The organism is Oerskovia merdavium (genome assembly GCF_014836755.1).
In the GTDB taxonomy this organism is placed as follows: domain Bacteria; phylum Actinomycetota; class Actinomycetes; order Actinomycetales; family Cellulomonadaceae; genus Oerskovia; species Oerskovia merdavium.
On sequence record NZ_JACSQF010000011.1, the window covers coordinates 19,457 to 42,534 of the forward strand.

At 71.7% G+C, this 23,078-nt stretch carries 20 protein-coding genes and 1 pseudogene; 12 read left to right on the forward strand and 9 right to left on the reverse strand.

Features of this window, described 5'->3' with window-relative positions; all coding sequences use genetic code 11:
* Positions 1 to 186: 186 nt before the first annotated feature.
* The 4 genes and pseudogenes from H9641_RS11545 to H9641_RS11560 all read left to right on the forward strand — a co-directional run bounded on the left by H9641_RS11545 (position 187) and on the right by H9641_RS11560 (position 5,119).
* Positions 187 to 2,415 carry a polyribonucleotide nucleotidyltransferase gene (locus H9641_RS11545; RefSeq protein ID WP_068627427.1) on the forward strand — a complete coding sequence of 743 codons (2,229 nt, stop codon included), beginning with the start codon at positions 187 to 189 and terminating at the stop codon, positions 2,413 to 2,415.
* A 1-nt stretch (position 2,416) separates the two neighbouring features.
* A pseudogene (locus H9641_RS11550) lies at positions 2,417 to 3,756 on the forward strand (M16 family metallopeptidase).
* 92 nt (positions 3,757 to 3,848) lie between these two features.
* Complete coding sequence (gene dapB, locus H9641_RS11555) at positions 3,849 to 4,658, forward strand: 4-hydroxy-tetrahydrodipicolinate reductase (protein WP_404821942.1); 810 nt, start codon at positions 3,849 to 3,851, stop codon at positions 4,656 to 4,658.
* Complete coding sequence (locus H9641_RS11560) at positions 4,655 to 5,119, forward strand: hypothetical protein (RefSeq protein WP_056648742.1); 465 nt, start codon at positions 4,655 to 4,657, stop codon at positions 5,117 to 5,119. The genes dapB and H9641_RS11560 overlap by 4 nt, the downstream gene beginning before the upstream one ends.
* 349 nt (positions 5,120 to 5,468) lie before the next feature.
* Here H9641_RS11560 and H9641_RS11565 read toward each other — a convergent pair whose 3' ends face one another.
* The 6 genes from H9641_RS11565 to H9641_RS11590 form a co-directional block, all read right to left on the reverse strand.
* On the reverse strand, positions 5,469 to 5,810 hold the full coding sequence (locus tag H9641_RS11565; RefSeq protein ID WP_056648744.1) for an Imm10 family immunity protein: 342 nt from the start codon (positions 5,808 to 5,810) through the stop codon (positions 5,469 to 5,471).
* An 80-nt stretch (positions 5,811 to 5,890) separates the two neighbouring features.
* The gene (locus H9641_RS11570; RefSeq protein WP_191803901.1) at positions 5,891 to 6,400 is read right to left on the reverse strand and encodes a GNAT family N-acetyltransferase; all 510 of its coding nucleotides are present in this window, start codon (positions 6,398 to 6,400) and stop codon (positions 5,891 to 5,893) included.
* A 95-nt stretch (positions 6,401 to 6,495) separates the two neighbouring features.
* A complete protein-coding gene (locus tag H9641_RS11575; protein WP_056648748.1) occupies positions 6,496 to 6,816 on the reverse strand; it encodes an AzlD domain-containing protein in 321 nt (106 codons plus the stop codon).
* Positions 6,816 to 7,736: an AzlC family ABC transporter permease gene (locus H9641_RS11580; RefSeq protein WP_191803903.1), complete on the reverse strand. Its 921-nt coding sequence runs from the start codon at positions 7,734 to 7,736 to the stop codon at positions 6,816 to 6,818. The genes H9641_RS11575 and H9641_RS11580 overlap by 1 nt, the downstream gene beginning before the upstream one ends.
* Before the next feature lie 31 nt (positions 7,737 to 7,767).
* On the reverse strand, positions 7,768 to 8,388 hold the full coding sequence (locus H9641_RS11585; protein ID WP_318244537.1) for a TIGR00645 family protein: 621 nt from the start codon (positions 8,386 to 8,388) through the stop codon (positions 7,768 to 7,770).
* Positions 8,389 to 8,473: 85 nt separating this feature from the next.
* Positions 8,474 to 9,952: an NAD-dependent succinate-semialdehyde dehydrogenase gene (locus H9641_RS11590; RefSeq protein ID WP_191803905.1), complete on the reverse strand. Its 1,479-nt coding sequence runs from the start codon at positions 9,950 to 9,952 to the stop codon at positions 8,474 to 8,476.
* A gap of 1,595 nt (positions 9,953 to 11,547) precedes the next feature.
* Between H9641_RS11590 and dapA the strand changes: the two genes are divergently transcribed.
* A complete protein-coding gene (gene dapA / locus H9641_RS11595; protein WP_191803907.1) occupies positions 11,548 to 12,474 on the forward strand; it encodes a 4-hydroxy-tetrahydrodipicolinate synthase in 927 nt (308 codons plus the stop codon).
* 29 nt (positions 12,475 to 12,503) lie between these two features.
* Complete coding sequence (locus tag H9641_RS11600) at positions 12,504 to 14,189, forward strand: ribonuclease J (RefSeq protein ID WP_191803909.1); 1,686 nt, start codon at positions 12,504 to 12,506, stop codon at positions 14,187 to 14,189.
* 58 nt (positions 14,190 to 14,247) lie between these two features.
* Here H9641_RS11600 and H9641_RS11605 read toward each other — a convergent pair whose 3' ends face one another.
* Positions 14,248 to 14,892, reverse strand: a complete 645-nt coding sequence (locus H9641_RS11605) for a TetR/AcrR family transcriptional regulator (RefSeq protein ID WP_191803911.1) — start codon at positions 14,890 to 14,892, stop codon at positions 14,248 to 14,250.
* A gap of 101 nt (positions 14,893 to 14,993) precedes the next feature.
* Here H9641_RS11605 and H9641_RS11610 point away from each other — a divergent pair, with 101 nt between their 5' ends.
* Genes H9641_RS11610 through H9641_RS11620 form a run of 3 tightly spaced genes read left to right on the forward strand, consistent with a single transcriptional unit; the run spans position 14,994 to position 16,363 of the window.
* The gene (locus tag H9641_RS11610) at positions 14,994 to 15,404 is read left to right on the forward strand and encodes a hypothetical protein (RefSeq protein WP_191803913.1); all 411 of its coding nucleotides are present in this window, start codon (positions 14,994 to 14,996) and stop codon (positions 15,402 to 15,404) included.
* A 42-nt stretch (positions 15,405 to 15,446) separates the two neighbouring features.
* The gene (locus H9641_RS11615) at positions 15,447 to 15,812 is read left to right on the forward strand and encodes an Imm51 family immunity protein (RefSeq protein WP_191803915.1); all 366 of its coding nucleotides are present in this window, start codon (positions 15,447 to 15,449) and stop codon (positions 15,810 to 15,812) included.
* An 11-nt stretch (positions 15,813 to 15,823) separates the two neighbouring features.
* Complete coding sequence (locus H9641_RS11620; RefSeq protein WP_191803918.1) at positions 15,824 to 16,363, forward strand: hypothetical protein; 540 nt, start codon at positions 15,824 to 15,826, stop codon at positions 16,361 to 16,363.
* Between the two features lie 70 nt (positions 16,364 to 16,433).
* On the opposite strand, the gene H9641_RS11625 is transcribed toward H9641_RS11620, so the two are convergent.
* On the reverse strand, positions 16,434 to 17,375 hold the full coding sequence (locus H9641_RS11625) for an MBL fold metallo-hydrolase (RefSeq protein WP_191803920.1): 942 nt from the start codon (positions 17,373 to 17,375) through the stop codon (positions 16,434 to 16,436).
* Positions 17,376 to 17,513: 138 nt separating this feature from the next.
* Here H9641_RS11625 and H9641_RS11630 point away from each other — a divergent pair, with 138 nt between their 5' ends.
* Entirely contained in the window at positions 17,514 to 20,300 is a 2,787-nt protein-coding gene (locus H9641_RS11630) for an FtsK/SpoIIIE family DNA translocase (RefSeq protein WP_191803922.1), read from the forward strand.
* Between the two features lie 16 nt (positions 20,301 to 20,316).
* Here H9641_RS11630 and H9641_RS11635 read toward each other — a convergent pair whose 3' ends face one another.
* The gene (locus H9641_RS11635; RefSeq protein ID WP_191803924.1) at positions 20,317 to 21,633 is read right to left on the reverse strand and encodes a CapA family protein; all 1,317 of its coding nucleotides are present in this window, start codon (positions 21,631 to 21,633) and stop codon (positions 20,317 to 20,319) included.
* A 136-nt stretch (positions 21,634 to 21,769) separates the two neighbouring features.
* Between H9641_RS11635 and pgsA the strand changes: the two genes are divergently transcribed.
* Both pgsA and H9641_RS11645 read left to right on the forward strand, forming a co-directional pair.
* Positions 21,770 to 22,369, forward strand: a complete 600-nt coding sequence (gene pgsA / locus H9641_RS11640; RefSeq protein ID WP_191803926.1) for a CDP-diacylglycerol--glycerol-3-phosphate 3-phosphatidyltransferase — start codon at positions 21,770 to 21,772, stop codon at positions 22,367 to 22,369.
* A 10-nt stretch (positions 22,370 to 22,379) separates the two neighbouring features.
* Positions 22,380 to 22,871 (forward strand): CinA family protein, encoded by a 492-nt coding sequence (locus H9641_RS11645; protein ID WP_191803928.1) that lies wholly within the window; start codon positions 22,380 to 22,382, stop codon positions 22,869 to 22,871.
* The last annotated feature ends 207 nt before the right edge of the window (positions 22,872 to 23,078 follow it).

Below are 23,078 nucleotides of genomic sequence, written 5' to 3' on the forward strand. Positions count from 1 at the left end.
CTGGTCCGGTGTGATGTACCCGTAAGAAACCCACGCCGCCAGCCTTTCGTTCGGTCCTCGGTAGTGGCCCCCGGAACCCGCCTCGAGCGGGAAGACCGTGAGCCTCGATCGAAGACCGCCGAGCGTCGAGTGGATGCACCCTCGACAGGCACCGAAGGCGGCACTTCGAGAGTGAGGAGGGCACCCGTGGAGGGTCCCGAGATCGAATTCACCGAAGCAACGATCGACAACGGTCGCTTCGGAACCCGTACCGTCCGGTTCGAGACCGGACGCCTCGCGCGTCAGGCCGGTGGCTCCGCAGCCGCCTACCTGGACGGCGAGACCATGCTGCTGTCGACCACGACGGCCGGCAAGCACCCCAAGGACCAGTTCGATTTCTTCCCCCTGACGGTGGACGTCGAGGAGCGGCAGTACGCCGCCGGCAAGATCCCCGGTTCGTTCTTCCGTCGTGAGGGTCGCCCCTCGACCGAGGCGATCCTGGCCTGCCGCCTGATCGACCGCCCGCTGCGCCCCCTGTTCGTCAAGGGCCTGCGCAACGAGGTCCAGGTCGTCATCACCGTGCTCGCGATCCACCCGGACGACGCGTACGACACCCTGGCCATCAACGCCGCGTCGATCTCGACGCAGCTGTCCGGCCTGCCGTTCTCCGGCCCGATCGGCGCCGTCCGCGTCGCCCTGATCGACGGCCAGTGGGTCGCGTTCCCCAAGTACTCCGACAAGGAGCGCGCCGTCTTCGACATGGTCGTCGCCGGCCGTGTCGTGGGTGACGACGTCGCGATCACCATGGTCGAGGCAGAGGCCACCGAGGGTTCCTGGAACCTCATCAAGAACGAGGGCGTCGGCGCCCCGACCGAAGAGGTCGTCGCCGAGGGCCTCGAGGCCGCCAAGCCCTTCATCCGCGTGCTCGTCGAGGCGCAGCAGGAGCTCGCGGCCAAGGCCGCCAAGCCCGTGCAGGACTTCCCGACGTTCCCGGACTACCAGGACGACACCTACGCCGCGGTCGAGGCCGCCGCGTCGGCACGCCTGGGCGAGGCCCTGAGCATCGCCGACAAGCAGGACCGCGAGAACCGTCTCGACGAGATCAAGGCCGAGGTCCAGGCCGAGCTCGCCGGAGACTTCGCGGGCCGCGAGAAGGAGATCTCCGCCGCGTACCGCGCGGTGCAGAAGAAGCTCATCCGCGCGCGCATCCTCACGGACGGCTTCCGCATCGACGGCCGTGGGCTCGCGGACATCCGCACCCTGTCCGCCGAGGTCGAGGTCCTGCCCCGCGTCCACGGCTCGGCGATCTTCGAGCGCGGCGAGACCCAGATCCTGGGTGTCACCACGCTGAACATGCTCCGCATGGAGCAGCAGCTCGACACGCTCTCCCCGGAGACGCGCAAGCGCTACATGCACAACTACAACTTCCCGCCCTACTCGACCGGCGAGACCGGCCGCGTGGGCAGCCCGAAGCGTCGCGAGATCGGGCACGGCGCACTCGCCGAGCGCGCGATCGTCCCGGTGCTCCCGAGCCGCGAGGAGTTCCCCTACGCGATCCGCCAGGTCTCCGAGGCCCTCGGGTCCAACGGCTCGACCTCGATGGGCTCCGTGTGCGCCTCGACCCTCTCGCTCCTCAACGCCGGTGTGCCGCTGCGCGCAGCGGTCGCGGGCATCGCGATGGGCCTCGTCTCCGACACCGTGGACGGTGAGACCCGCTACGCGGCGCTCACCGACATCCTCGGCGCCGAGGACGCGTTCGGCGACATGGACTTCAAGGTCGCCGGCACGCGTGAGTTCATCACGGCCATCCAGCTCGACACCAAGCTCGACGGCATCCCCGCCTCGGTCCTGGCCGGCGCGCTGACCCAGGCCCGCGACGCTCGCCTGACCATCCTCGAGGTCCTCAACGAGGCCATCGACGTGCCCGACGAGATGAGCCCCAACGCTCCTCGCGTCATCGCGGTCAAGGTCCCCGTGGACAAGATCGGCGAGGTCATCGGCCCGAAGGGCAAGATGATCAACCAGATCCAGGAGGAGACGGGCGCGGACATCTCCATCGAGGACGACGGCACCGTGTACATCGGTGCCACCGACGGCCCCTCCGCAGAGGCCGCCCGCGCGGCGATCAACGCGATCGCCAACCCGCACGTCCCCGAGATCGGCGAGCGCTTCGTCGGCACGGTCGTCAAGACCACGTCGTTCGGCGCCTTCATCTCGCTGTCCCCGGGCAAGGACGGTCTGCTGCACATCAGCCAGATCCGCAAGCTCGTCGGTGGCAAGCGCGTGGAGAACGTCGAGGACGTGCTGTCCATCGGCCAGAAGGTCCAGGTCGAGATCGGCGAGATCGACCCGCGCGGCAAGCTGTCGCTGCACGCGGTCGTCGAGGAGACCGACGCGCCCGCCGACGCCGAGGCACCGGCCGGGGACGACGCCTGACGTGCCCTGGAACCTTCCGCTCGTCCCCTCGGGCTCGCCCGAGGGTGAGCTGACCGCCGGGCAGGACGGGGCGACCATCCGTCGCTCCGTCCTGCCCCCCCCCCCCCCCCGGCCGGGGTTCGGGTCCTCACCGAGTCGATGCCGGGCCTGCGCTCGGCGACCGTCGGGGCGTGGGTCGGCGTCGGCTCGCGCGACGAGACCGACGGTCACTTCGGCTCCACGCACTTCCTGGAGCACCTGCTCTTCAAGGGAACTGCACGCCGGTCCGCGATGGACATCGCCGAGGCGTTCGACGCCGTCGGTGGTGAGGCCAACGCCGCGACGGGCAAGGAGCACACCTGCTACTACGCTCGCGTGCTCGACTCCGACCTGCCGATGGCCGTGGACGTCATCACCGACATGGTGACCTCCGCACGCCTCGACGAGGACGAGCTCGAGACCGAGCGAGGCGTGATCCTCGAAGAGCTCGCGATGAACGACGACGACCCCTCGGACGTCGTGCACGAGGAGTTCGCGCAGGCCGTCCTGGCCGGGCACCCCCTGGGGCGCCCGATCGGCGGCACGCCGGACACCATCAACGCCGTGCCGCGCAGCGCCGTCTGGGAGCACTACCAGTGGCACTACCGCCCGGAGACGCTCGTCGTCGCCGCGGCCGGTGGCGTCGACCACGACACGCTGTGCGAGCAGGTCGCGACCGCGCTCACGACCGGCGGCTGGGACCTCGACCCTGCCGGCACCCCGCGTGCCCGCCGCGACAACGCGGACGTGCAGGGCGTGGGGACGGAGGCCGTCGAGCTCACGATCCGTCGGACCGTCGAGCAGGCCAACGTCATCATCGGTGGCACGGGCCTGTCCGCGACCGACGACCGCCGCTTCACGCTCTCGGTGCTCAGCGCCGTCCTGGGTGGCGGCATGAGCTCGCGACTCTTCCAGGAGATCCGCGAGAAGCGTGGGCTCGCGTACTCGACGTACTCGTTCGCGTCGGGCCACGGCGGGATCGGGACGTTCGGCCTGTACGCAGGCTGCGCGCCCTCCAAGGTCGACCAGGTCACCGAGCTCATGACGAGCGAGCTCGAGAAGCTCGCCGAGTCGGGCATCACGGCCGCTGAGCTCGACCGGAGCATCGGTCAGCTCTCGGGCGGACTGGTGCTGGGGCTCGAGGACTCGGGTTCGCGCATGAGCCGCCTGGGCAAGTCGGAGCTCGTGTTCGGCGAGCTGCTGAGCGTGGCCGAGTCGCTCGACCGGATCCGTTCGGTGACGTCCGACGACGTGCGCAAGCTCGCGGAGGAGCTCGCCTCCCGTCCGCGCTCGACCGTGCGCGTGGGTCCCTTCGGGGACTGAGTCTCACCAGGTGAGTCAGGAGGGCCGGTGCGCATCACGCGCACCGGTCCTCCTCGCGTTGCGGCTAGGGTTGTCGGGTGACCTCGAACGACGTGACCCCAGGCCAGAGCGCTCCCCAGCCCACCCCGCAGCCCGCAGGCTCGACGCCCCTCAAGGTCGCCGTCCTGGGTGCGGCCGGGCGCATGGGGGCCACGGTGTGCGCGGCGGTCGAGGCCGCACCGGACCTGGAGCTGGTCGCGCGCATCGACGCCGGGGACGACCTGGCGCAGGTCGCCGCGGCGGGTGCCCAGGTCGCGGTCGACTTCACGGTCCCGTCGGTCACCGAGGACAACGTGCACGCGCTGATCGACCTCGGGGTCCACGCTGTCGTGGGCACCACGGGCTGGACCGACGAGAGCCGTGGCCGCCTGATCGCGCACCTCGGGCGCCGGGCTGCCGAGGGCACGAGCGTCGGCGTGCTGATCGCTCCGAACTTCGGCCTGTCGGCGGTCCTGGCCATGACGTTCGCGGCCAAGGCCGCGCGCTACTTCGAGTCGGCCGAGGTCATCGAGCTGCACCACCCGAACAAGGTCGACGCGCCCAGCGGCACAGCCACGCACACGGCCCACGCGATCGCCCGTTCGCGCGCGGAGGCCGGGCTCGGTGCGAGCCCCGACGCGACCGAGTCGGGCTGGGAGGCGCGCGGCGCCGACGTCGACGGGGTCCGAGTGCACGCGGTGCGCCTGCGCGGTCTGGTCGCGCACGAGGAGATCCTCTTCGGCAACGAGGGCGAGCAGCTGATCATCCGCCAGGACTCGTTCGACCGGGTGTCGTTCATGCCGGGCGTCCTGCTCGGCATCCGCGAGGTCGTCTCGCGCCCGGGCCTGACCGTCGGGCTCGAGAACGTCATGGACCTCTCGTGAGGAACCGCAAGGGCCTGATCGGGGCCGTGGTCGTCACGGCCCTCCTCGCGATCTACGTGTGGGCGATCCTGGGCCGTGCCCGTGGGCTCGTGAGCACGGGAGAGCCCGTGGGGATCGCGATCGGGATCGGCGTCCTGCTCATCCCGCTGCTCGTGATCGGCCTCATCGCGTGGGAGTTCTGGCTCGCCGTCACGGTCCAGAAGATGGCCGACGAGCTGGCGGCCGCGGACGAGCTGCCCGTCGACGACCTGCCGCGTTCGCCGGGCGGCCGCATCGACCGTGCCGCGGCGGACGCCGCGTTCGAGGAGCACCGCGCCCGCGCCGAGGAGCACCCCGACGACTGGCGCTCGTGGTACCACGTGGCGTTCGCGTACGACGCGTCGGGGGACCGCAAGCGGGCCCGCGCCATGCTGCGCAAGGCCGCGGGCATGTACCGCGCCGAGCGCAAGGCGTCTCGCTAGCGCGTGTCTCCCAAGTGGCGAGCGCCCAGCAGAGGCGCTGGGAGTCTGCCCCACCCTGGACACGTGGGTAGCGATTCAGCCAAGGGGCCGTGGGTTGCGGCGCTCCCGAAAGGCGAACCCAGCAAGGTCTCCTTGGGTCGCCTGGTCCAAGCGGACGGCGGGCGCGACGACGCAGAGAACGAGTACTACGAGCGGGCGGCAGATCCGTCGGCAGACCGCATCGAAACCGCTCAACGGCGATTCAGAGCGCAGTTCCGGCGCCGTCAACGCCACCGAGAGGCACGAGCGCGGAGAGACGAGATCCAGAGCTACGTCTAGGCGTTTCTCTAGCCGCTGAGCCGCTGAGCGATCATGCGGTCGGCGCCACGATCCGGGGCAGGTGCTGCTCGATGATGCTGGCTGCATCGTCCACGGCGAGCTCGACCAGTCTGGGCAGTTCGAGCACCGCTGCTGCGTCAGGTGTCAACTCGAGCGCGAGGACGTCGCCCTGCATGGTGAACCGAACGAGGCCGCCATAGTGCACGGCGGCGCCACCACGCACGATGGCGTAGGTGTCCTGGCCGAGGGCCACGTCCTGCGGGTTGTGGGCCAACGAGCGTTGAAACTCGATCGTGTCTCCCGACTCGACGTCCAGCAGCACGATCGCCTCGTAGTTGTCCTCGATGCTGCGCGTAGAGCTCACCGTGATCACAGCCGAGAGTCTGCCCCACCGAGAGACCATGGATGCGCGGTCACCTGACCTGAGAGACACGCCCTAGCACGAGGCGCTCCTCAGATCGACGCGCTCCACCGGTGCTCGACGACGTCGCGCACCCCCGTGGCCAGCGTGCGGGTGCGGTGGTCGGGTCCCAGGCCCGCTCCTCCGAGGAACTGCTCGCGCGCGGAGTCGCCGTCGAGGATCCACGCCACGACCTCCTCCGAACCGTCCTGACGCAACCGGTCGACGGCTGCGGACAGGAGCCGCGACCCGTGCCCGGACCGCTGGTGGGACGGCTGTACCTCGAGCGCGACGAGCTGGCCCGGGGACACGGCTGCGAAGCCGACGATCCGGTCCGCGGCGAGGGCCACGAGCACCGCGAAGCCCGGGCCGGGCGGGGACGAGACCGCCCCGGCCCACTGCTCCTGCATCCGGGGGACGTCGAGCGCGTCGATCACCGCTGCGCCCAGCACGTCGCCGTGCGCGGACCTCCACGACTCGATCTGGATCGCGGTGACCGCGACCTCGTCGCCGGGGACCGCCGGACGGACCGAGACATCTGCCGCCTCGCTGAAGAGAGCCATTCGCCAGACCCTACCGGAGCGGCGTGCCCGGCCGTCGCGAGCGGCCTGGCGGGCACCGCGGCGGGCCGCCGGCGCGTCGACCGAGGACCTCGCCGTCAGGGGAACCCGAGAGCCCGCAGTCCCGCCGCGGTCGCGGCCGCGAGCACGACGACGAGCAGGAACGGGGCACGCAGCGCGAGCGCGACGGCTGCGACGCCGAGCGCCGGCAGCCGGGCGTCGATCGCGATGCCCTGCCCGTCCCCGACGGTCTGGACCGCGACGAGCGCTGCGAGCAGGGACGCCGTGACCAGTGCCGCGGTGCGCGAGACGCGGTCGGACGCGAGCCAGTGCTCGGGGATGAGGTGCCCGGCGAGCTTGAGGCCCAGGCACACGAGGGACGCAGCGACCACGGTGGCCCACAGGGCGGCGTCGGACATCAGGGCTCCTCGGGACGGTCGGTCGCTGCGGGCAGGTCACCTGGGCCGCCCGGCTCATCCGGATCACCGGGGTCGGGCGAGCCGGGCGACGCCTCGCCGGCACGGTCCTGCGGGGCGCTCGCTGCGCCGTCGGGCACGTACTCCGTGACCGTGACGGGCTGCCTGGGCTGCCGGGCGACCTGGCCGACCACGATCGCGACGGCCCCCGCCGCCAGGACGGGGACGCCCGGAGGGACGAACGGGAGCAGCACGACCGCGACGACCACGGCCAGGGCCGCGGTGAGCTGCATGACGCGGCTCGCGAGCCGCGGCCACACGAGCGCGAGGAACGCGGCCCCGGCGGCGGCGTCGAGGCCCCATGCCTTGGGGTCGCCCATGGCGTCGCCTGCGAGCGCCCCGATCAGCGTGAGCAGGTTCCAGACGACGAAGATGCCGATCCCTGTCCACCAGAACCCCGCACGGAACGCGGCGCGGCTCTTCTGGGCCGTGGCGACCGCGGTCGACTCGTCGATCGTGAGGTGGGCCGCGAGCACGCGCCGCCAGCCGTGGAGCGCGAGCAGCGGCGAGAGCTGGGCGCCGTAGAGGGTGTTGCGCAGGCCGAGCAGCCCGGCCGTCGTGATCGCTGCTGCGGACGTGCCGCCCGAGGCGACGACGCCGATGAGCGCGAACTGCGAGCCGCCCGAGAACAGGAGCAGGCTGAGCACCATGGTCTGCGCGAGGTTCAGCCCCGCGACGACCGCGAGCGCCCCGAACGAGACGCCGTAGAGCCCGGTGGCGACCGAGACGGACACGGCCTGCCGGACGGCGGCGCGGACCTCGAGGCGGTCCTCGTCCCCGACGGGGCGCGCAGCCCACGACGACCGACCGGAGCCGTCGCCGGACGAGGCAGCGTCCGGGGAGGGCTCCGGGGTGGTCGTCATCGTCCGCTCCAGGTCGGGGGTCGGGTCGGGGTCAGTGCGCGGGCGAGAGCTGCGGGTCGGGCTCGGCCTCGCCGGCGGCGACCGCGTTGGCGGCCCGCTGGTGCGCGGTGAGCGACATGCGGTCGATGACGGCGAGCGCCAGGGCGCTGACGACGAACGCGAGGTGGATGACCACCTGCCAGAGCATCTGCTGCTCGGGCACCCGGGCGCTGTCGATGAACGTGCGCAGCAGGTGGATCGACGAGATCCCGATGATCGACATCGCGAGCTTCGTCTTGAGGACGTTCGCGTTGACGTGGCTCAGCCACTCGGGCTGGTCGGGGTGGTCGTCGAGACGGATGCGGGAGACGAAGGTCTCGTAGCCACCCACGATCACCATGATCAGGAGGTTGGAGATCATGACGACGTCGACGAGCCCGAGGACGTAGAGCATGGTGTCCGCCTCGGTGAGCCCGTGGCCGGAGAAGGCGCCCTCCGTGAGGTGCCAGAGCTCCTTCATGAACTGCCAGACGTAGACGACCTGCGCGACGATGAGCCCGAGGTACAGGGGGACCTGGAGCCATCGGGAGGCGAAGATGAAGTAGCCGAGCGAGATGGTGGCGGGGTGCTGCTTTCCGGTCAGTGCGGGGTGGTTCGGGGTGGTCGAGGCCACGTGCGGTACTCCGGTGGTGTGCGAGGTCTGCCGGGCGCGAGCCCGGTCGTTCTATCGCTTTTACGGTATCAATCCCTGACCTTGCTCAGAGCGCGACGTACACGGTCTCGAGGTACTCCTCGAGCCCCGCCTCGCCGCCCTCGCGGCCCAGACCGGACTGCTTCATGCCGCCGAACGGTGCGCTCGCGTCGGACACGAGGCCCCGGTTGATCCCGATCATCCCGGCCTCGACCTCCTCGCCGACCCGCATCGCGCGCGCCAGGTCGCGGGTGTAGGCGTAGGCCGCGAGGCCGTACTCGGTGTCGTTGGCCAGCGCGATGCCCTCGTCGTCGTCGGCGAACGCGACGATCGGCGCGACCGGGCCGAAGATCTCCTCGGTGACCACGCGCGAGTCCGCGTCGACCCCGGTCAGGACCGTGGGGGAGTAGAAGTGGCCGGGGGAGCGCGGCCGGTCGCCACCCGTGAGCACCTGGGCGCCCTCGTCGGACGCGACAGAGACGAGCTCGTCGACCTTGTCGACCGCCTTGCGCTCGATGAGCGGCCCGACCTTGACGCCCTCCTCGCTGCCCGGCCCCACGCGCAGCTCGCCGAACGCCCGGGCGAGGCGCTGACCGAAGTCGCGCGCTACGGCGTCGTGCACCAGGAAGCGGTTGGCCGCCACGCAGCTCTGACCCGTGTTGCGGAGCTTGGCGACCAGCGCGCCCTCGACCGCGGCGTCGAGGTCCGCGTCCGCGAAGACGAGGAACGGCGCGTTGCCGCCCAGCTCCATCGAGGTCCGCAGGACCTGGTCGGCGGCTCCCTTGAGGAGCGTGCGGCCCACGCCCGTGGACCCCGTGAAGGAGAGCTTGCGCAGGCGCGGGTCCGCGAGCAGGGGCGAGGTCACCTCGGCGGCCGACGACGTCGGCACGACGTTGACCACGCCCGTCGGCAGGCCCCGGTCCTCGAGGTGCCCGCGGATGATCTCCGCGACCAGGGACGTCGTGAGCGGCGTGAGGTGCGCGGGCTTGATCACGACCGTGCAGCCCGCGGCGAGCGCCGGTCCGATCTTGCGCGTGGCCATGGCGATGGGGAAGTTCCACGGCGTGATGAGCAGCGCGGGGCCCACCGGGCGCCGCGAGACGAGCTGCCGGTTGGCCCCGCTCGGTGCCGTGCGGACCAGGCCGTCGGTGCGCACGGCCTGCTCGGCGTACCAGCGCAGGAACTCGGCCCCGTACACGACCTCGGCGCGGGCCTCGGCGAGCGGCTTGCCGCACTCGGCCGTGATGAGCGCAGCGATGTCGTCGGCGCGGGCCGTGAGCGTCGCGAAGACGGCGCGCAGCAGCTCGGAGCGCTCGCGCGGCGCGACGGCGCGCCAGGCCGGGGCCGCGGCGTGCGCGGCCTCCAGGGCGCGCAGGCCGTCGGCGGGGCTCGCGTCCGAGACGTCGAACAGGACCTCCTCGGTCGCCGGGTCCGCGACCTCGAACGTCCGTCCGGCCTCGGCCGGCCCCCACTGGCCACCGATCAGCAGCCCGGTCGGCAGGTGCGAGACCAGGGCGGGGGACAGGGCGTTCGTGGCGGGCGACATGCTTCGAGTATCACGCGACCTGCGCGGGTTCGCATCGATGGGCTGCCAGAGGACGTCAGGGTGCCGGTGCTCGGTGGCATGGCACGTGCAGGCGGTGGGGCCCGCTGCCGGGGGGGGGATGGGGCGGGATCCGTGGTTTGCACGCTTCGTAGGTATTTGCACTGGGGTCCTGGTGAGTTCTAGTGTCCTGGTACCACCGCTGACTGGATGTTCGCTGAGAGCCGGATTGGGGCCCGCCCGCAGGGGGTGTGTGGGTTTCGGTTCGTGGCCATCATTGATGACGGGTGCGCGGCGTACGGAGCGGCGGCCCGTGGTCTCGTTGTCCTTGTCTGGTGTTCGATCCAGGTTTTCTGTACTCCGTGTGCGTCGTTGTGGTGCGGCTCTTGGGCTTTCGGTGGTCCCGGTTTCCGGGCTTGTGCAGGCTGGGGTTGCTGCGAGTGCCACTTCCGAGGCTGCTGCGAGGTGCGCTGAGGCCGCAACCCTTGCTGACGAAGCCGCGCGGGTCGCGGTGTCGTGCGGTCATGAGGTGGAGACGTCTGCGGTGGCGCGGCACGGATGTCAATGGCGGGTGGCAGGACCTCGACACGAGTGTCGTTGACGGTTCTGAGTGGTTGGGCGTGGTGGCTCCGGCTCTGGCGATGTCGTGGACGGGTGGAATTCTTGATGACTGATGACTTTGCTCTTAGGGCTGCGCGATATACGGAGCGTGTCCGTAGAACAGGGTGGATCGGCAACTACTTTCTGTCGATCGGCATGGTCGGAGTTGGTGTGGGTGTCGGCTGGTGGGAAGTGGTGGCAATCGGGCTGTGGTCCGGGGTTCCAGGGGGCTTGGTGGCCTATGCTGCGCTAGTTGGCCGAAGGTCACGGCTTCAGAGTTCTGGCGGTGGCGGTCGAGTGGTGACCTATGCTTTTGCGCTTTTCGCATTGCTTGCGCTTTCTGCTCTAGGGGGATGGGTGTTGGGGTATGGCATTGCCGCAGTCCTGGGCGTGTTCGTCTGGGTGATGGAGTTTCTCCTTGCTCGCGAATGGCTGGCCCGACAGGCCGGTCGAGGATCGGCGGTATCGATGGGAGGGGATTCGCCTTCGGGTGCGCGGTTCGACCCGCCGACCGGGTAGCCGTCTTCGATGTGCTGGGCGGCCGGGCAGGTGCTCGGGTCCAAGGAGGCGTCGCGGCTCGGATCGAGATGGTGCGGCGCCCAACTGCTCTTCTTCCCGCTCCTCCTCGTGGCAAGGGCGGTGGTGACGTCGGGCGGGACCTGGTAGCCGAAGTGGTCGGGCGAGCCTCGCGCGTCGTCCGGGGGGGGGGGGGGGGGGGAACAGGATCGGCTCGTGCATCGCTTCGGTCGGTGCGTAGCGGGTCCGGGCGACGCTCGTGACGGACCCGTCGGCGGGCTGGGACACGTGCACGGCGTGCTCGACCAGCGGCACTCGCTCACAGCCGCCCCCCGACGCGGGTCTCGTCGGGGCCGGCGAGGTGCGTTGCGGGCCTCTGGCGAGCGGTATGCAGGAACAAGGCGCGCAGGAGCGACCGCGAGCCCCGGCCCCACGCGTGGACCGACACGCCGTTTCGGCCTCGCGCGCGGTAGTTTGTGCACATGGCACTTCCCCCCACGCAGGCCCGACCGTTCGGCGCCGTCCTGACCGCGATGGTCACCCCGATGACCCTCGCCGGAGAGATCGATCTCGACGCAGCGGTCAAGGTCGCCAAGCACCTCGTGGACAACGGGAACGACGGTCTGGTCCTGAGCGGGACCACGGGGGAGTCGCCCACGACGCACGCACCGGAGAAGGCCGAGCTCATCCGCGCGGTGGTCGACGCGGTCGGCGACCGCGCGCACGTCGTGGCCGGGGCCGGGTCGAACGACACCCAGCACGCGGTCCGCATGGCCGAGCAGGCCGCGGAGGCCGGTGCGCACGGGCTCCTCGTCGTGAGCCCCTACTACTCGCGCCCCTCCCAGGAAGGGCTGTACCGCCACATCACGGCCGTCGCCGACGCGACACCGCTGCCCGTGATGATCTACGACGTCCCGGGCCGCTCGGGCGTCCGCATCGCCCCGGCCACGATCGAGCGCCTCGCCGCGCACGAGCGCATCGTCGCGAACAAGGACGCGACGGGCGACGTCTACACCGCGGCCAAGCTCATCGAGTCGACCGGTCTCGCCTGGTACTCCGGGGACGACGCCATGCTGCTGCCGTTCCTCGCGCACGGTGCGGTCGGCATCGTCTCCGTGGCCGCGCACGCGGTCGGCTCGCGCTTCGCCCAGGTCGTCGCGGCGTTCGACGCCGGTGACAACGCGGCGGCCCTCGCGGCCTTCCGCTCGGTCACCCCGGCGATCGACGCCATCAACGGAGCGGGCTTCCAGGCCGTCATGGCCAAGGCCGCGCTCCAGCTCCTCGGAGTCACCGAGAACCGATACCTCAGGCTGCCGTACGTCGCAGCCACGGACGACGAGGTCGCCGTCGTCCGCGCCGGTCTGGAGGCCTCCGGCCTGCTGGACCCGGTGACCCCGCGGCCACGCTGAACAAGCTGAACAACAGGCCAGGAGGCCCCGTGAGCCACCCTCACCCCGAACTGTCCCTGCCCCCCGCGCTGCCGGCCGGTGCCCTGCGCATCGTCGCCCTCGGCGGACTGGGCGAGGTCGGACGCAACATGGCCGTCCTCGAGTACGACGGGCGCCTGCTCGTCATCGACTGCGGTGTCCTCTTCCCCGAGGACAACCAGCCCGGCGTGGACCTGATCCTGCCGGACTTCGACTACATCAAGGATCGTCTCGACGACATCGAGGCGATCATCCTGACGCACGGCCACGAGGACCACATCGGTGCCGTGCCGTACCTGCTGCGCCTGCGCCGCGACATCCCCCTGGTGGGCTCGCAGCTCACGCTCGCGTTCATCTCGGCCAAGCTCAAGGAGCACCGCATCGCCCCCGTGACCCGCGTGGTCAAGGAGGACGAGACGGTCGCCTTCGGCCCGTTCAGCTGTGAGTTCGTCGCGGTCAACCACTCCATCCCGGACGCGCTCGCGGTCGCGGTCACCACGGGGGCCGGCACGGTCCTGCACACGGGTGACTTCAAGATGGACCAGCTGCCGCTCGACGGCCGCGTCACGGACCTGCGCGCGTTCGCGCGCCTGGGCGAGAAGGGCGTCGACCTCTTCATGGTCGACTCGACCAACGCCGAGGTCCCGGGCTTCGTGACCCCCGAGGTCGAGATCGGCCCCGTCCTGGACAGTGTGTTCGGCGCGTCGGACAAGCGGATCATCGTCGCGTCGTTCTCCTCGCACGTGCACCGCGTCCAGCAGGTCCTCAACGCCGCGCACAACCACGGGCGTCGCGTCGCGCTCGTCGGGCGTTCGATGGTCCGCAACATGGGCATCGCGGCCGAGCTCGGCTACCTCAAGGTGCCGGACGGCGTCCTGATCGACCTCAAGAAGGTCGACTCGCTGCGCGACGACGAGATCGTGCTCATGTGCACGGGCTCGCAGGGCGAGCCCATGGCCGCGCTGTCGCGCATGGCCAACGGCGACCACAAGGTCTCGGTCGGCCACGGCGACACCGTGATCCTCGCCTCGTCGCTCATCCCGGGCAACGAGAACGCCGTCTTCCGCATCATCAACGGCCTGACGCGCCTCGGCGCGCGCGTCGTGCACGGCGGCAACGCCAAGGTGCACGTCTCGGGCCACGCGAGCGCGGGCGAGCTCATCTACTGCTACAACATCCTGCGGCCCAAGAACGTCATGCCGGTGCACGGCGAGGTCCGTCACCTCGTGGCCAACGGGGCGCTCGCGGTCAAGACGGGCGTGCCCGCCGACCGCGTGATCCTCGCGGAGGACGGCGTGGTCGTCGACCTCGTCGACGGCAAGGCCTCGGTCGTGGGCGCGGTCCCGTGCGGCTACGTGTACGTCGACGGGTCGAGCGTCGGCGAGCTCACGGACGCCGAGCTCAAGGACCGCCAGATCCTCGGCGAGGAGGGCTTCATCTCCCTGTTCGCCGTGGTCGACTCCGCGACGGGCAAGGTCATCGCGGGCCCGCACATCCTGGCGCGCGGCTTCGCCGAGGACGACGCGGTGTTCGAGGACGTCCGTCCCCAGGTCGTGCAGGCCCTCGAGGACTCGATCGCGGGAGGGGCCACGGACGTGCACCAGCTCCAGCAGGTCATGCGCCGCGTGGTCGGGCGCTGGGTCTCCAACCGTCTGCGTCGCCGCCCGATGATCGTCCCGGTCGTCGTCGAGGCGTAGTCGCTGATCGTCCGACGGGCCCGTCCCCCCGCTCTGCGGGAGGACGGGCCCGTCGTCGTCAGGGGGCTGCGAGGGTGGGGGCGGCTCGCAGCAGCGGCGGCCCGACGGCGAGGATCGCCCTCTCGTAGCGCCTTGCCGCAGCCTCGGCGCCCCCGGGCAGGAGCCGACCGATCTCGAGGCTCACGAGCCCGTGGACGAGGCCCCACAGAGCCAGCGACGCCTCCTCCGCTGCGGCGGCCAGGCCCGAGGAGGCCGGTGGTGCGCCGGCAGCGTCGGAGTCGGCAGAGGCGAGGACCCGGCCTACGGCCCGCCGCAGGACGTCGAAGGTCGGTTCGGCCACGGCAGGCACGGCGCCGGTCTCGGGCGGGACGGACCGCTCGAACATCACGCGGTAGAAGTGGGGGTCGGCCAGCGCGCTGGTCCGGTAGGCGAGGCCCAGGGCCAGGAGGTCGTCGGCGGGCGAGCCGGTCCTCGGTGCGAAACTCAGGTGCTCCGCGAAGCGTCGGAAACCCTCGACGCTCACCGCCGCGACCAGGTCCTCCCGGCTGCCGAAGAGAGCGTAGACCGCGGACGCGCTGGTCCCGGCGGCCTGCGCGACGCCACGGACCGTGACGGCCGACTCGCCGTGCTCGGAGATCTGCTGCGACGCGACGTCCAGCAGTGCCGCACGCAGAGAGTCGTCGTGAAGTCGGGGTCTGGCCACGGACAGGAGTCTAGATCCCTTGACGCAGGTTTGCGAACGGTGTTCTATAACAGTGTTCGTAAATTCTGCCGACCTCGCTCGGCCGACCAGGGGAGGCCCTCGTGCTCGAGCTCACCGACGCCGTCCGCATCACCGCCGGGATCGTCCTCCTGACGATCGTCGGGATCGAGTCCGGCGGGTTCTTCCTCGTCCGGGTCGTCACGGGCAAGGTCCCGGCCACGTCGTTCCAGACCTCCTTCCTCCGGGCCGGGCACGCGCACGCAGGGGTGCTCGTGATCCTGGGGCTGCTGTGCCTCGTGCTGAGCCAGGCGACGGGGCTCACGGGCTTCTGGAGCTGGCTCGCGGGGGTGGGCGTCCTCGTCGGGGCGATCCTCCTGCCCGGAGGGTTCTTCCTGTCCGCGACCGGTGCGGGGCGCGAGGCGCCCAACCGGTGGGTCGTGCTGCTGCCGGTCGGCGCCGGGTTCGTCGCCGCGGGGGTCGTGACGCTCGGGGTCGGGCTGCTGGTCGCGTAGGGCGCCAGGGTCGTGTGGGTGCGGGTCGCTAGCATCACGGCCATGGCAACCTCTGCAGACTTCTCCGGCCTCGCGCCCGTCCTCCTGGTGACCCACGACTCGAGCTCGAGCATCATCTACTCGCCCGGCGGTCCCGAGTACCACCAGCACAAGGACGCGCTCGAGCGCCACGGGGTCGAGGGTTCGGGGTACGACTTCTCGGGGGCTCTCCAGGCCGTGCTCACGGACGAGTCGCCCGAGGCGCTCGAGGCCGTCGGGTTCGACCCCGAGGGCGGGATGGTGAGCGTCTACGGCACCGACCTGGACGCGCTCCTGGTCGCGGCCCGGCACCTGTCGCGGATCATCACCGACGCCGCCGCGCTGGACGCAGCCCTCGCCCGGTCCGTCGAGCTCGGCCTCGACGACTGACGGGCCGCGTCGTGGTCGACCAGCTCTCGGTGGCGGGCGTGCCGGACCTCGGCGCGGTGTCGGTCGAGCTGCTCGGATCGCACCGCTTCGAGGACGGAGAAGGATTCCCGCCCTCCTACCGCCGCCTCGTGCGCCGGGCCGGGTTCTGCCGCCTGTTCGGCCTCTGGCTCGTCTACCCTCCCGCCCGGGACGGGTATGCCGACGGGTGGCAGCACCGCGCCGCGCACCTCACCGGCCGTTTCCGGGCGAGCTACCAGGACGGCCAGGTCGAGGGGTTCGACTGGATGGTCGAGCCCGACGGGGACTGGTCGCTGGCCGGGCGGCTCGTCGTCTTCGCGTACAGCGAGAACGGCGACGCGCTGCTCTGGGACCCCTCGACGCGCAGGGACGGCGAGCTCGCGGTCTGGTGCAGCACCGGTCTCAATGCGCTCACGTTCCTGGGGGCCTCGCTGACCGACGCCCTGCCCCGGGTGAGGGAGCTGAGCGGGCCGTTCGCGGACGACGCGTCGGCCGACCTCGAGTGCCTGGCCCCAGCACGGACGGACGGCTGACCAGGACCGCGTGCGGCGGGCTCGTCCGCGGTCAGGGCGGTCGCCTCGCCCGGCCGGCCGAGGGCGCGCGCTACGCCGAGCGCATCCGACGCAGGTGCGCGAGCTGCCTGCGGTGCTCACCCACGACCCACTCGCCCGTGAGGCGGGGGTCGTCGGAGCCGTCCGCGTCGTCCGTGTCGTCGCGGACGGCCGCCTCCAGATCGTCGAGGTAGGCCCGGTCGGCCCCGAACCGCTCCCAGACCGCGTCGCTGCCCGTGCAGACGTGCCCGTGACCCGGGACGAGCGTGTGCACGCCGTGCTCGGAGATCGCGTGCTCGAGCGCGTCGAGCCCCGCGCGGTAGTCGCCCACGGGGTCGGGTGACGCGAGGTCCAGGAGCGGGACCTCGAGGTCCGAGAGCATGTCGCCCACGACGATCACGCCCGCGCCCGGCAGGACCAGGGCTCCGTGACCGGGTGCGTGCGCCTGGTGCTCGACCACGAGCACCAGCGGCTCGCCCACCTCTGCGCCGGCGCCGGAGGCGGTTGCCGAGCCCGACGACGTCGCGCCCCTCGCAGGGTCGGGCCACGGGAGGCGGACCGCGCCGGACGGGGTGCCCTCGGCCGAGGCGTCCGTCGCGGTCGAGGGGAGGGGCGTGAGTCGACCGAACAGGGCGAGATCGTGCCCGGGTGCCTCTCGCTCGACCTTCACCAGGTCCTCGGCGAGGCTGCGCTCCTGGGCGCGGACCGCCGTCGGGCAGGCCCAGCGCGAGACGTCGCCCAGCGAGCGGGACCACAGGACGTGGTCCCAGTGCGGGTGCGTCGAGAAGCCCGCGGTCACGCGCCATCCCCGGCGCGAGACGGTGGCCGCGAGGGACTCGACCTCCTCGACCGTGATCCCCGGGTCCACGACCAGCGCGCGCCCGTCCGGGGCCACGACGACCGTCGTGATGCTCGTCCAGATCTCGGCGGTCGCGACGTGGACCCCGTCGGCGATCTCGTGCAGCTCGCGGAGGGCGAGGGGAGCGGTGCTCATCCCTCGATCCTGCCCCCGGAGGGCGCCGGTCGGCGAACGCGGGGCTCGCCGGGTGCCCGGAGAGAAGCCGACGTCACATGACACGCACTCCCCGGGTGCGCGCTCGAGCACCCGTGCGCAGGTACCGTGGTGCCTACTATGGCGACCCGGACGTCCACCTCGGCGAAACGGCCCGCGACCTCCCGCAAGAAGCCCACGGCACGTGGTGCGACGGCCAGGAGATCGGGGGGCCCTACGAGCGCGTCACGCGCTCCGACGGGTTCGCAGGCGGGTCGTCGACCCGCCCCCTGGCCGGTCCGCGCGGTGCGCGGGCTGTGGCTCGGATGTGCGCACGCGGTCGGCGCGGTCGCACGCAGTATCGGTAAGGGAGCAAGAGAGCTGGACCCCTCACATCGGCGCGACGGCGTCGCGTTCCTCCTCCTGGCGCTCGCCGTGATCGTCGCGGCCCGCGAGTGGTGGGGGATCTCCGGCGCGTTCGGCACCGCGGTGCACGCGGTGGCCGCAGGAGTCTTCGGCGTGGCTGCGGTCGCCCTGCCGGTCCTGCTCGTGTGGCTCGCGGTCCGGATCATGCGCCACCCCGAACGTTCCCAGGCGAACTCGCGCGTCGCGATCGGCCTGACCTTCATCGTGGTCTCCGTGTGCTCGCTCGTGCACATCGCCGAGGACCTGCCCGCCCCCCGCGACGGCTTCGCGGCCGTCCAGGACGCGGGCGGCGTGATCGGCTACCTCTTCGCGACGCCGGTGCAGACCGGGCTCACGCAGTGGTTCGCGGTGCCGCTCTTCCTGCTCTTCGGGTTCTTCGGGATCCTCGTGGTCACCGCGACCCCGGTGCACGCGATCCCGAGCCGCCTGCGCGGCATCTACGACCGGCTGACGGGCAACCACCGTGAGGGCGAGGACGGGACGGACCCGGACGGTCTCCAGCTGGCCGACGGCGTCTCGCGCCACGATGGCACCGACGAGACCGCGCCGCGCAAGAAGCGGACCGGGCGTGCCCGCAAGACCAAGGCCGAGCGGGACGCGGACACCGCCGAGCGCGAACGGCTCGACGGCGGCTACGTCGGCGACGAGGCGTTCGAGCGCGCGGCGATGCTCGAGGCCGAGGAGGAGGCCGCGCGCAAGACGGCCCGCAGCCGCCGGGCCGCGGCCGCCGCAGCGGCACCGCCCGACGCGCACGAGGACTTCGGGGACCTGCCCACCCAGGTGATCCCCGCGGTCGGGCGGACCGCCGCGTCGCCCACCGCCCCGCCCCCGCCGCCCCCGAACAACCCCGTGCCGCGGGGAGTGCAGCCCATGCTCGAGGGCGACACGGTCTACGTGCTGCCCTCCGAGGACGACCTGGTCAAGGGGGCGCCCCACAAGGTGCGCTCGGCCGCCAACGACCGCGTCGTCGAGTCCCTCACGCGCGTGTTCGACCAGTTCGAGATCGACGCCAAGGTCACCGGGTTCACGCGCGGCCCCACGGTGACCCGGTACGAGGTCGAGGTCGGCCCCGCGGTCAAGGTCGAGCGCATCACGAACCTCTCCAAGAACATCGCCTACGCGGTGGCCTCGGCCGACGTCCGGATCCTCTCGCCCATCCCGGGCAAGTCCGCGATCGGGATCGAGATCCCCAACACCGACCGCGAGACGGTCGTGCTGGGGGACGTGCTGCGCTCCTCGGTCGCGCGCCGCACCGAGCACCCCATGGTCATGGGCGTCGGCAAGGACGTCGAGGGCGGCTACGTCGTCGCGAACCTCGCGAAGATGCCGCACATCCTGGTCGCGGGCGCCACGGGCGCGGGCAAGTCGAGCTTCATCAACTCGATGATCGTCTCGATCCTCATGCGGGCCACGCCCGAGGAGGTGCGCATGGTCCTGGTGGACCCCAAGCGCGTCGAGCTCACGATCTACGAGGGCATCCCGCACCTCATCACGCCCATCATCACGAGCCCCAAGAAGGCCGCCGAGGCCCTCGAGTGGGTCGTGCGCGAGATGGACGCCCGGTACGACGACCTCGCGATGTTCGGCTACAAGCACGTCGACGATTTCAACACCGCGGTCCGCGCGGGCAAGGTCAAGCCGCTGCCGGGCTCGGAGCGCAAGATCGCCACGTACCCGTACCTGCTCGTGGTCGTCGACGAGCTCGCCGACCTCATGATGGTCGCCCCGCGCGACGTCGAGGCCTCGATCCAGCGCATCACCCAGCTCGCCCGTGCCGCCGGCATCCACCTGGTCCTCGCGACGCAGCGCCCGTCGGTCGACGTCGTCACGGGGCTCATCAAGGCCAACGTGCCCTCGCGCCTCGCGTTCGCGACGTCCTCGCTCGCGGACTCGCGCGTCGTCCTGGACCAACCGGGCGCCGAGAAGCTCATCGGGCAGGGCGACGCGCTCTTCCTGCCCATGGGGGCGGCCAAGCCCATCCGCGTCCAGGGCGCGTGGGTCGGCGAGAGCGAGGTCCATGCGGTCGTCGAGCACGTCAAGGCGCAGCTCAAGCCGTCCTACCGCACCGACGTCGCGGCGGCCGCGGCGACCAAGAAGCAGGTCGACGAGGACATCGGTGACGACCTCGACCTCCTGCTGCAGGCCGCCGAGCTCGTCATCACGACCCAGTTCGGCTCGACCTCGATGCTCCAGCGCAAGCTGCGGGTCGGGTTCGCCAAGGCGGGGCGCCTCATGGACCTGCTCGAGTCGCGGGAGATCGTCGGACCTTCTGAGGGGTCCAAGGCGCGCGAGGTCATGCTCACGGCCGAGGACCTGCCCGCGACGCTCGCGATGCTGCGCGGCGAGCCGGACCCTGGCGTCTACGACGGCCAGGGCGGGGGAGGCGGTGCGCCTGCGGGCAACGGCCGCGACTACTCCGACGGCGCCGACGGACACATGCCGCCCGTCGCGCAGGAGTACCACGACGACGCGGGCGACGAGGCGGACTGGCGCGAGCGCTGACCGACGGGTCCGGGCCTCAGCCCTGGTCCGCGGGTCGGGCGTCCGGGGTGGCGGCGTCGACCGCGGACGTGCTCCGTCCGCCCAGCCGCGGGGGAGCACCCGTCGCGACCGGGGGCGAGAGCCGCTCGGACGCCGTGGCACCGACAGCCGTCCGGACACGCTCGTAGCGTGCCGCGACCTCGGCAGGCCCCACGTTCGCGGTGCCTTCGGCGAGGATCTCAGGGAGCACGTGCACCGCGTGCCTGCCCAACCGGTCGACGGTCGTCGCGGTCCACCCGAACCCGGTGACACGCGCAGCGCCGCCCGCAGGCTGGGTCACGGTCGCCGTGACCAGGAGCCCCGACTCGGTCCCCGGGGTGCAGCACGCGGCGTCCTGGTTGGAGACGTAGTTGCCCAGGCCGTAGGCGACCCACATCCCCTGGCCGTCCGGTCCGCCCGGGAGCATCGCGACCGGCTGCGGGACGTGGGCGTGGTGGCCGAGCACCAGGTCGACCTGGCCCGACGCGGCGAGCGCGGTCGCGAGCTCGACCTGCTCCGTGGTGGGTGCCGACCGGTACTCGACGCCCGCGTGCATGCTCACGACCACGAGGTCCGCGCCCGCCGTGCGAGCCGCCGTCGCACGGGCCACCAGGTCGTCCGGGTCGAGCAGGGTCACCGACCAGGGCGCCGAGGAGGGGACGGGCATGCCGTTGGTCCCGTACGTCGCGGACAGGTGGGCGACGACGATCTCCCGTCCTGCGCGCTCGAGCACGTAGAGGGCGGGAGCTGCCGCCTCGGCGGCCGACCGGGCCGTCCCGACGTGCCCCAGGCCGGCCGCGTCGAGCGCGTCGAGCGTGGCGACGACCCCGGGCAGCTCCTGGTCCACGGAGTGGTTGGACGCCGTCGAGCACCCGTCCCACCCCTGCTCGCGGAGGTCGGTCGCCAGGTGGGAGTCCGCGACGAAGGTCGGGAAGCCCTCGGGGCGCCCGCCGGCGGCCGTCAGGGGAACCTCGAGGTGGCACAGCGCCAGGTCCGCCCCCGAGACCCAGGCGTCGGTCCCCGCCAGGAGCGTGCTGAAGTCGTACCCGGCGGAGCCCGTCCGGGCCGACGCGTGCACGGGGAGGTGGGGCAGGACGTCGCCCGCCGCGACGATCGTGAAGACCGCGTCGGGCTCGGGCGGGGGGCTCGGGACGGCGGGAGCCGAGGCGGGGGACGAGGAAGCCAGTGCCGGGGGCACCGCGTCGAGGTCGAGGAGGAGGGCCCCGGAAGCCGCGACGACGGCAGCGACGAGACCGGCGGCAAGGAGCTGGCCGAGCCGGCGGCGGCGTCGGGTCGCGCGGACGTGACGTGTCACGGCTGCGACACTAGCGGCATCGCGCGCGCATTCGAAGACCACGTGGTATAGGACGGATGTTCTGTGCACTCTTGCCCGAAGAGTCCTTTTCTGGACGTGGTCGGACGACCGCTCGCGGAGCGCCTAGGCTTGTCCCGTGGTCACAGCCGTCCCGTCCCCCTGGAACTCCGCGAACGCGGTCACTATCGCCCGGATCGCCGTGGTGCCGTTCTTCGCGTGGGCTCTGCTCGCCGACGGCGGGCACACGGTCACCTGGCGCCTGGTCGCGACGGGACTGTTCGTCCTCGCGGCCGCGACGGACCGGGTGGACGGTTACCTTGCCAGGAAGTACAACCTGGTCACGGACCTCGGCAAGCTGCTCGACCCCATCGCGGACAAGCTGCTGATCGGAGCCGCGCTCGTGCTGCTGTCGGCGCTCGGCGACCTCCCGTGGTGGGTCACGATCGTCATCCTGGCCCGCGAGCTGGGCATCACGCTCATGCGGTTCGCGGTGCTCAAGTACACGGTCATGCCGGCCTCCCGCGGCGGCAAGCTCAAGACGGTCCTGCAGTCCGTGGCCATCTCGATCTTCCTGCTCCCGCTCGACCAGATGCCGTCGTGGATCTCGGTGGTCGGCTGGATCGTCCTGGTGGCGGCTCTGGTCGTCACGGTCGTCACGGGGGTCGAGTACGCGTACCAGGGCTGGCGCCTGCGTCGGGACGCGCTGCGCGCCGCTCGGACGTCCGGGCAGGACTGAGCCGCGCGCCATGGCCACCCCGGACGCGATCGCGCCCCGCGAGGCCGTGGGCGTGCTCGAGGCCGCGACGTCGAGAGGGTGGACCGTCGCGGTCGCCGAGTCGCTGACCGGTGGTCTCGTGTGCGCCCGTCTGGTCGCCGTGCCCGGCGCGTCCGCGGTGCTGCGCGGTGGGGTCGTCGCGTACTCGACGGACCTCAAGCAGAGCGTCCTGGGGGTCGACGGCGAGCTGCTCGCCGAGCGCGGCGCTGTGGACCCGGACGTCGCACGGGAGATGGCCCAGGGGGTCGCCCGGGAGCTGGGGGCCGACGTCGGCCTCGCGACCACGGGCGTCGCGGGCCCCGATCCCCAGGACGGCAAGGCCCCGGGCCTCGTCTTCGTGGCGGTCGCGACGCCCGAGCGCACCGAGGTCCGCGAGCTTCGGCTCGAGGGCGGCCGGGCAGAGGTCCGCGAAGCCGCGACCCAGGGAGTGCTCGAGCTGGCTCGGGCGACGATCAGCGGGTGAAGGTCAGCGGGTGAACTTGCCCTCCGGTGGGACGACCAAGGCCGAGCGCGGGCGAACACGTGGAGAGTTCGTGAACACCAGGCAACCGCGTGGACTTCCGCGTGGTGCGGGAACAACCTTGGTGAGAAGGACGTTGAACAGCACGTGATCGCCAAGAGGCCATTCAACAGATCAGCACATGAGACTGCCCCGGGTGCGGGGTACGGT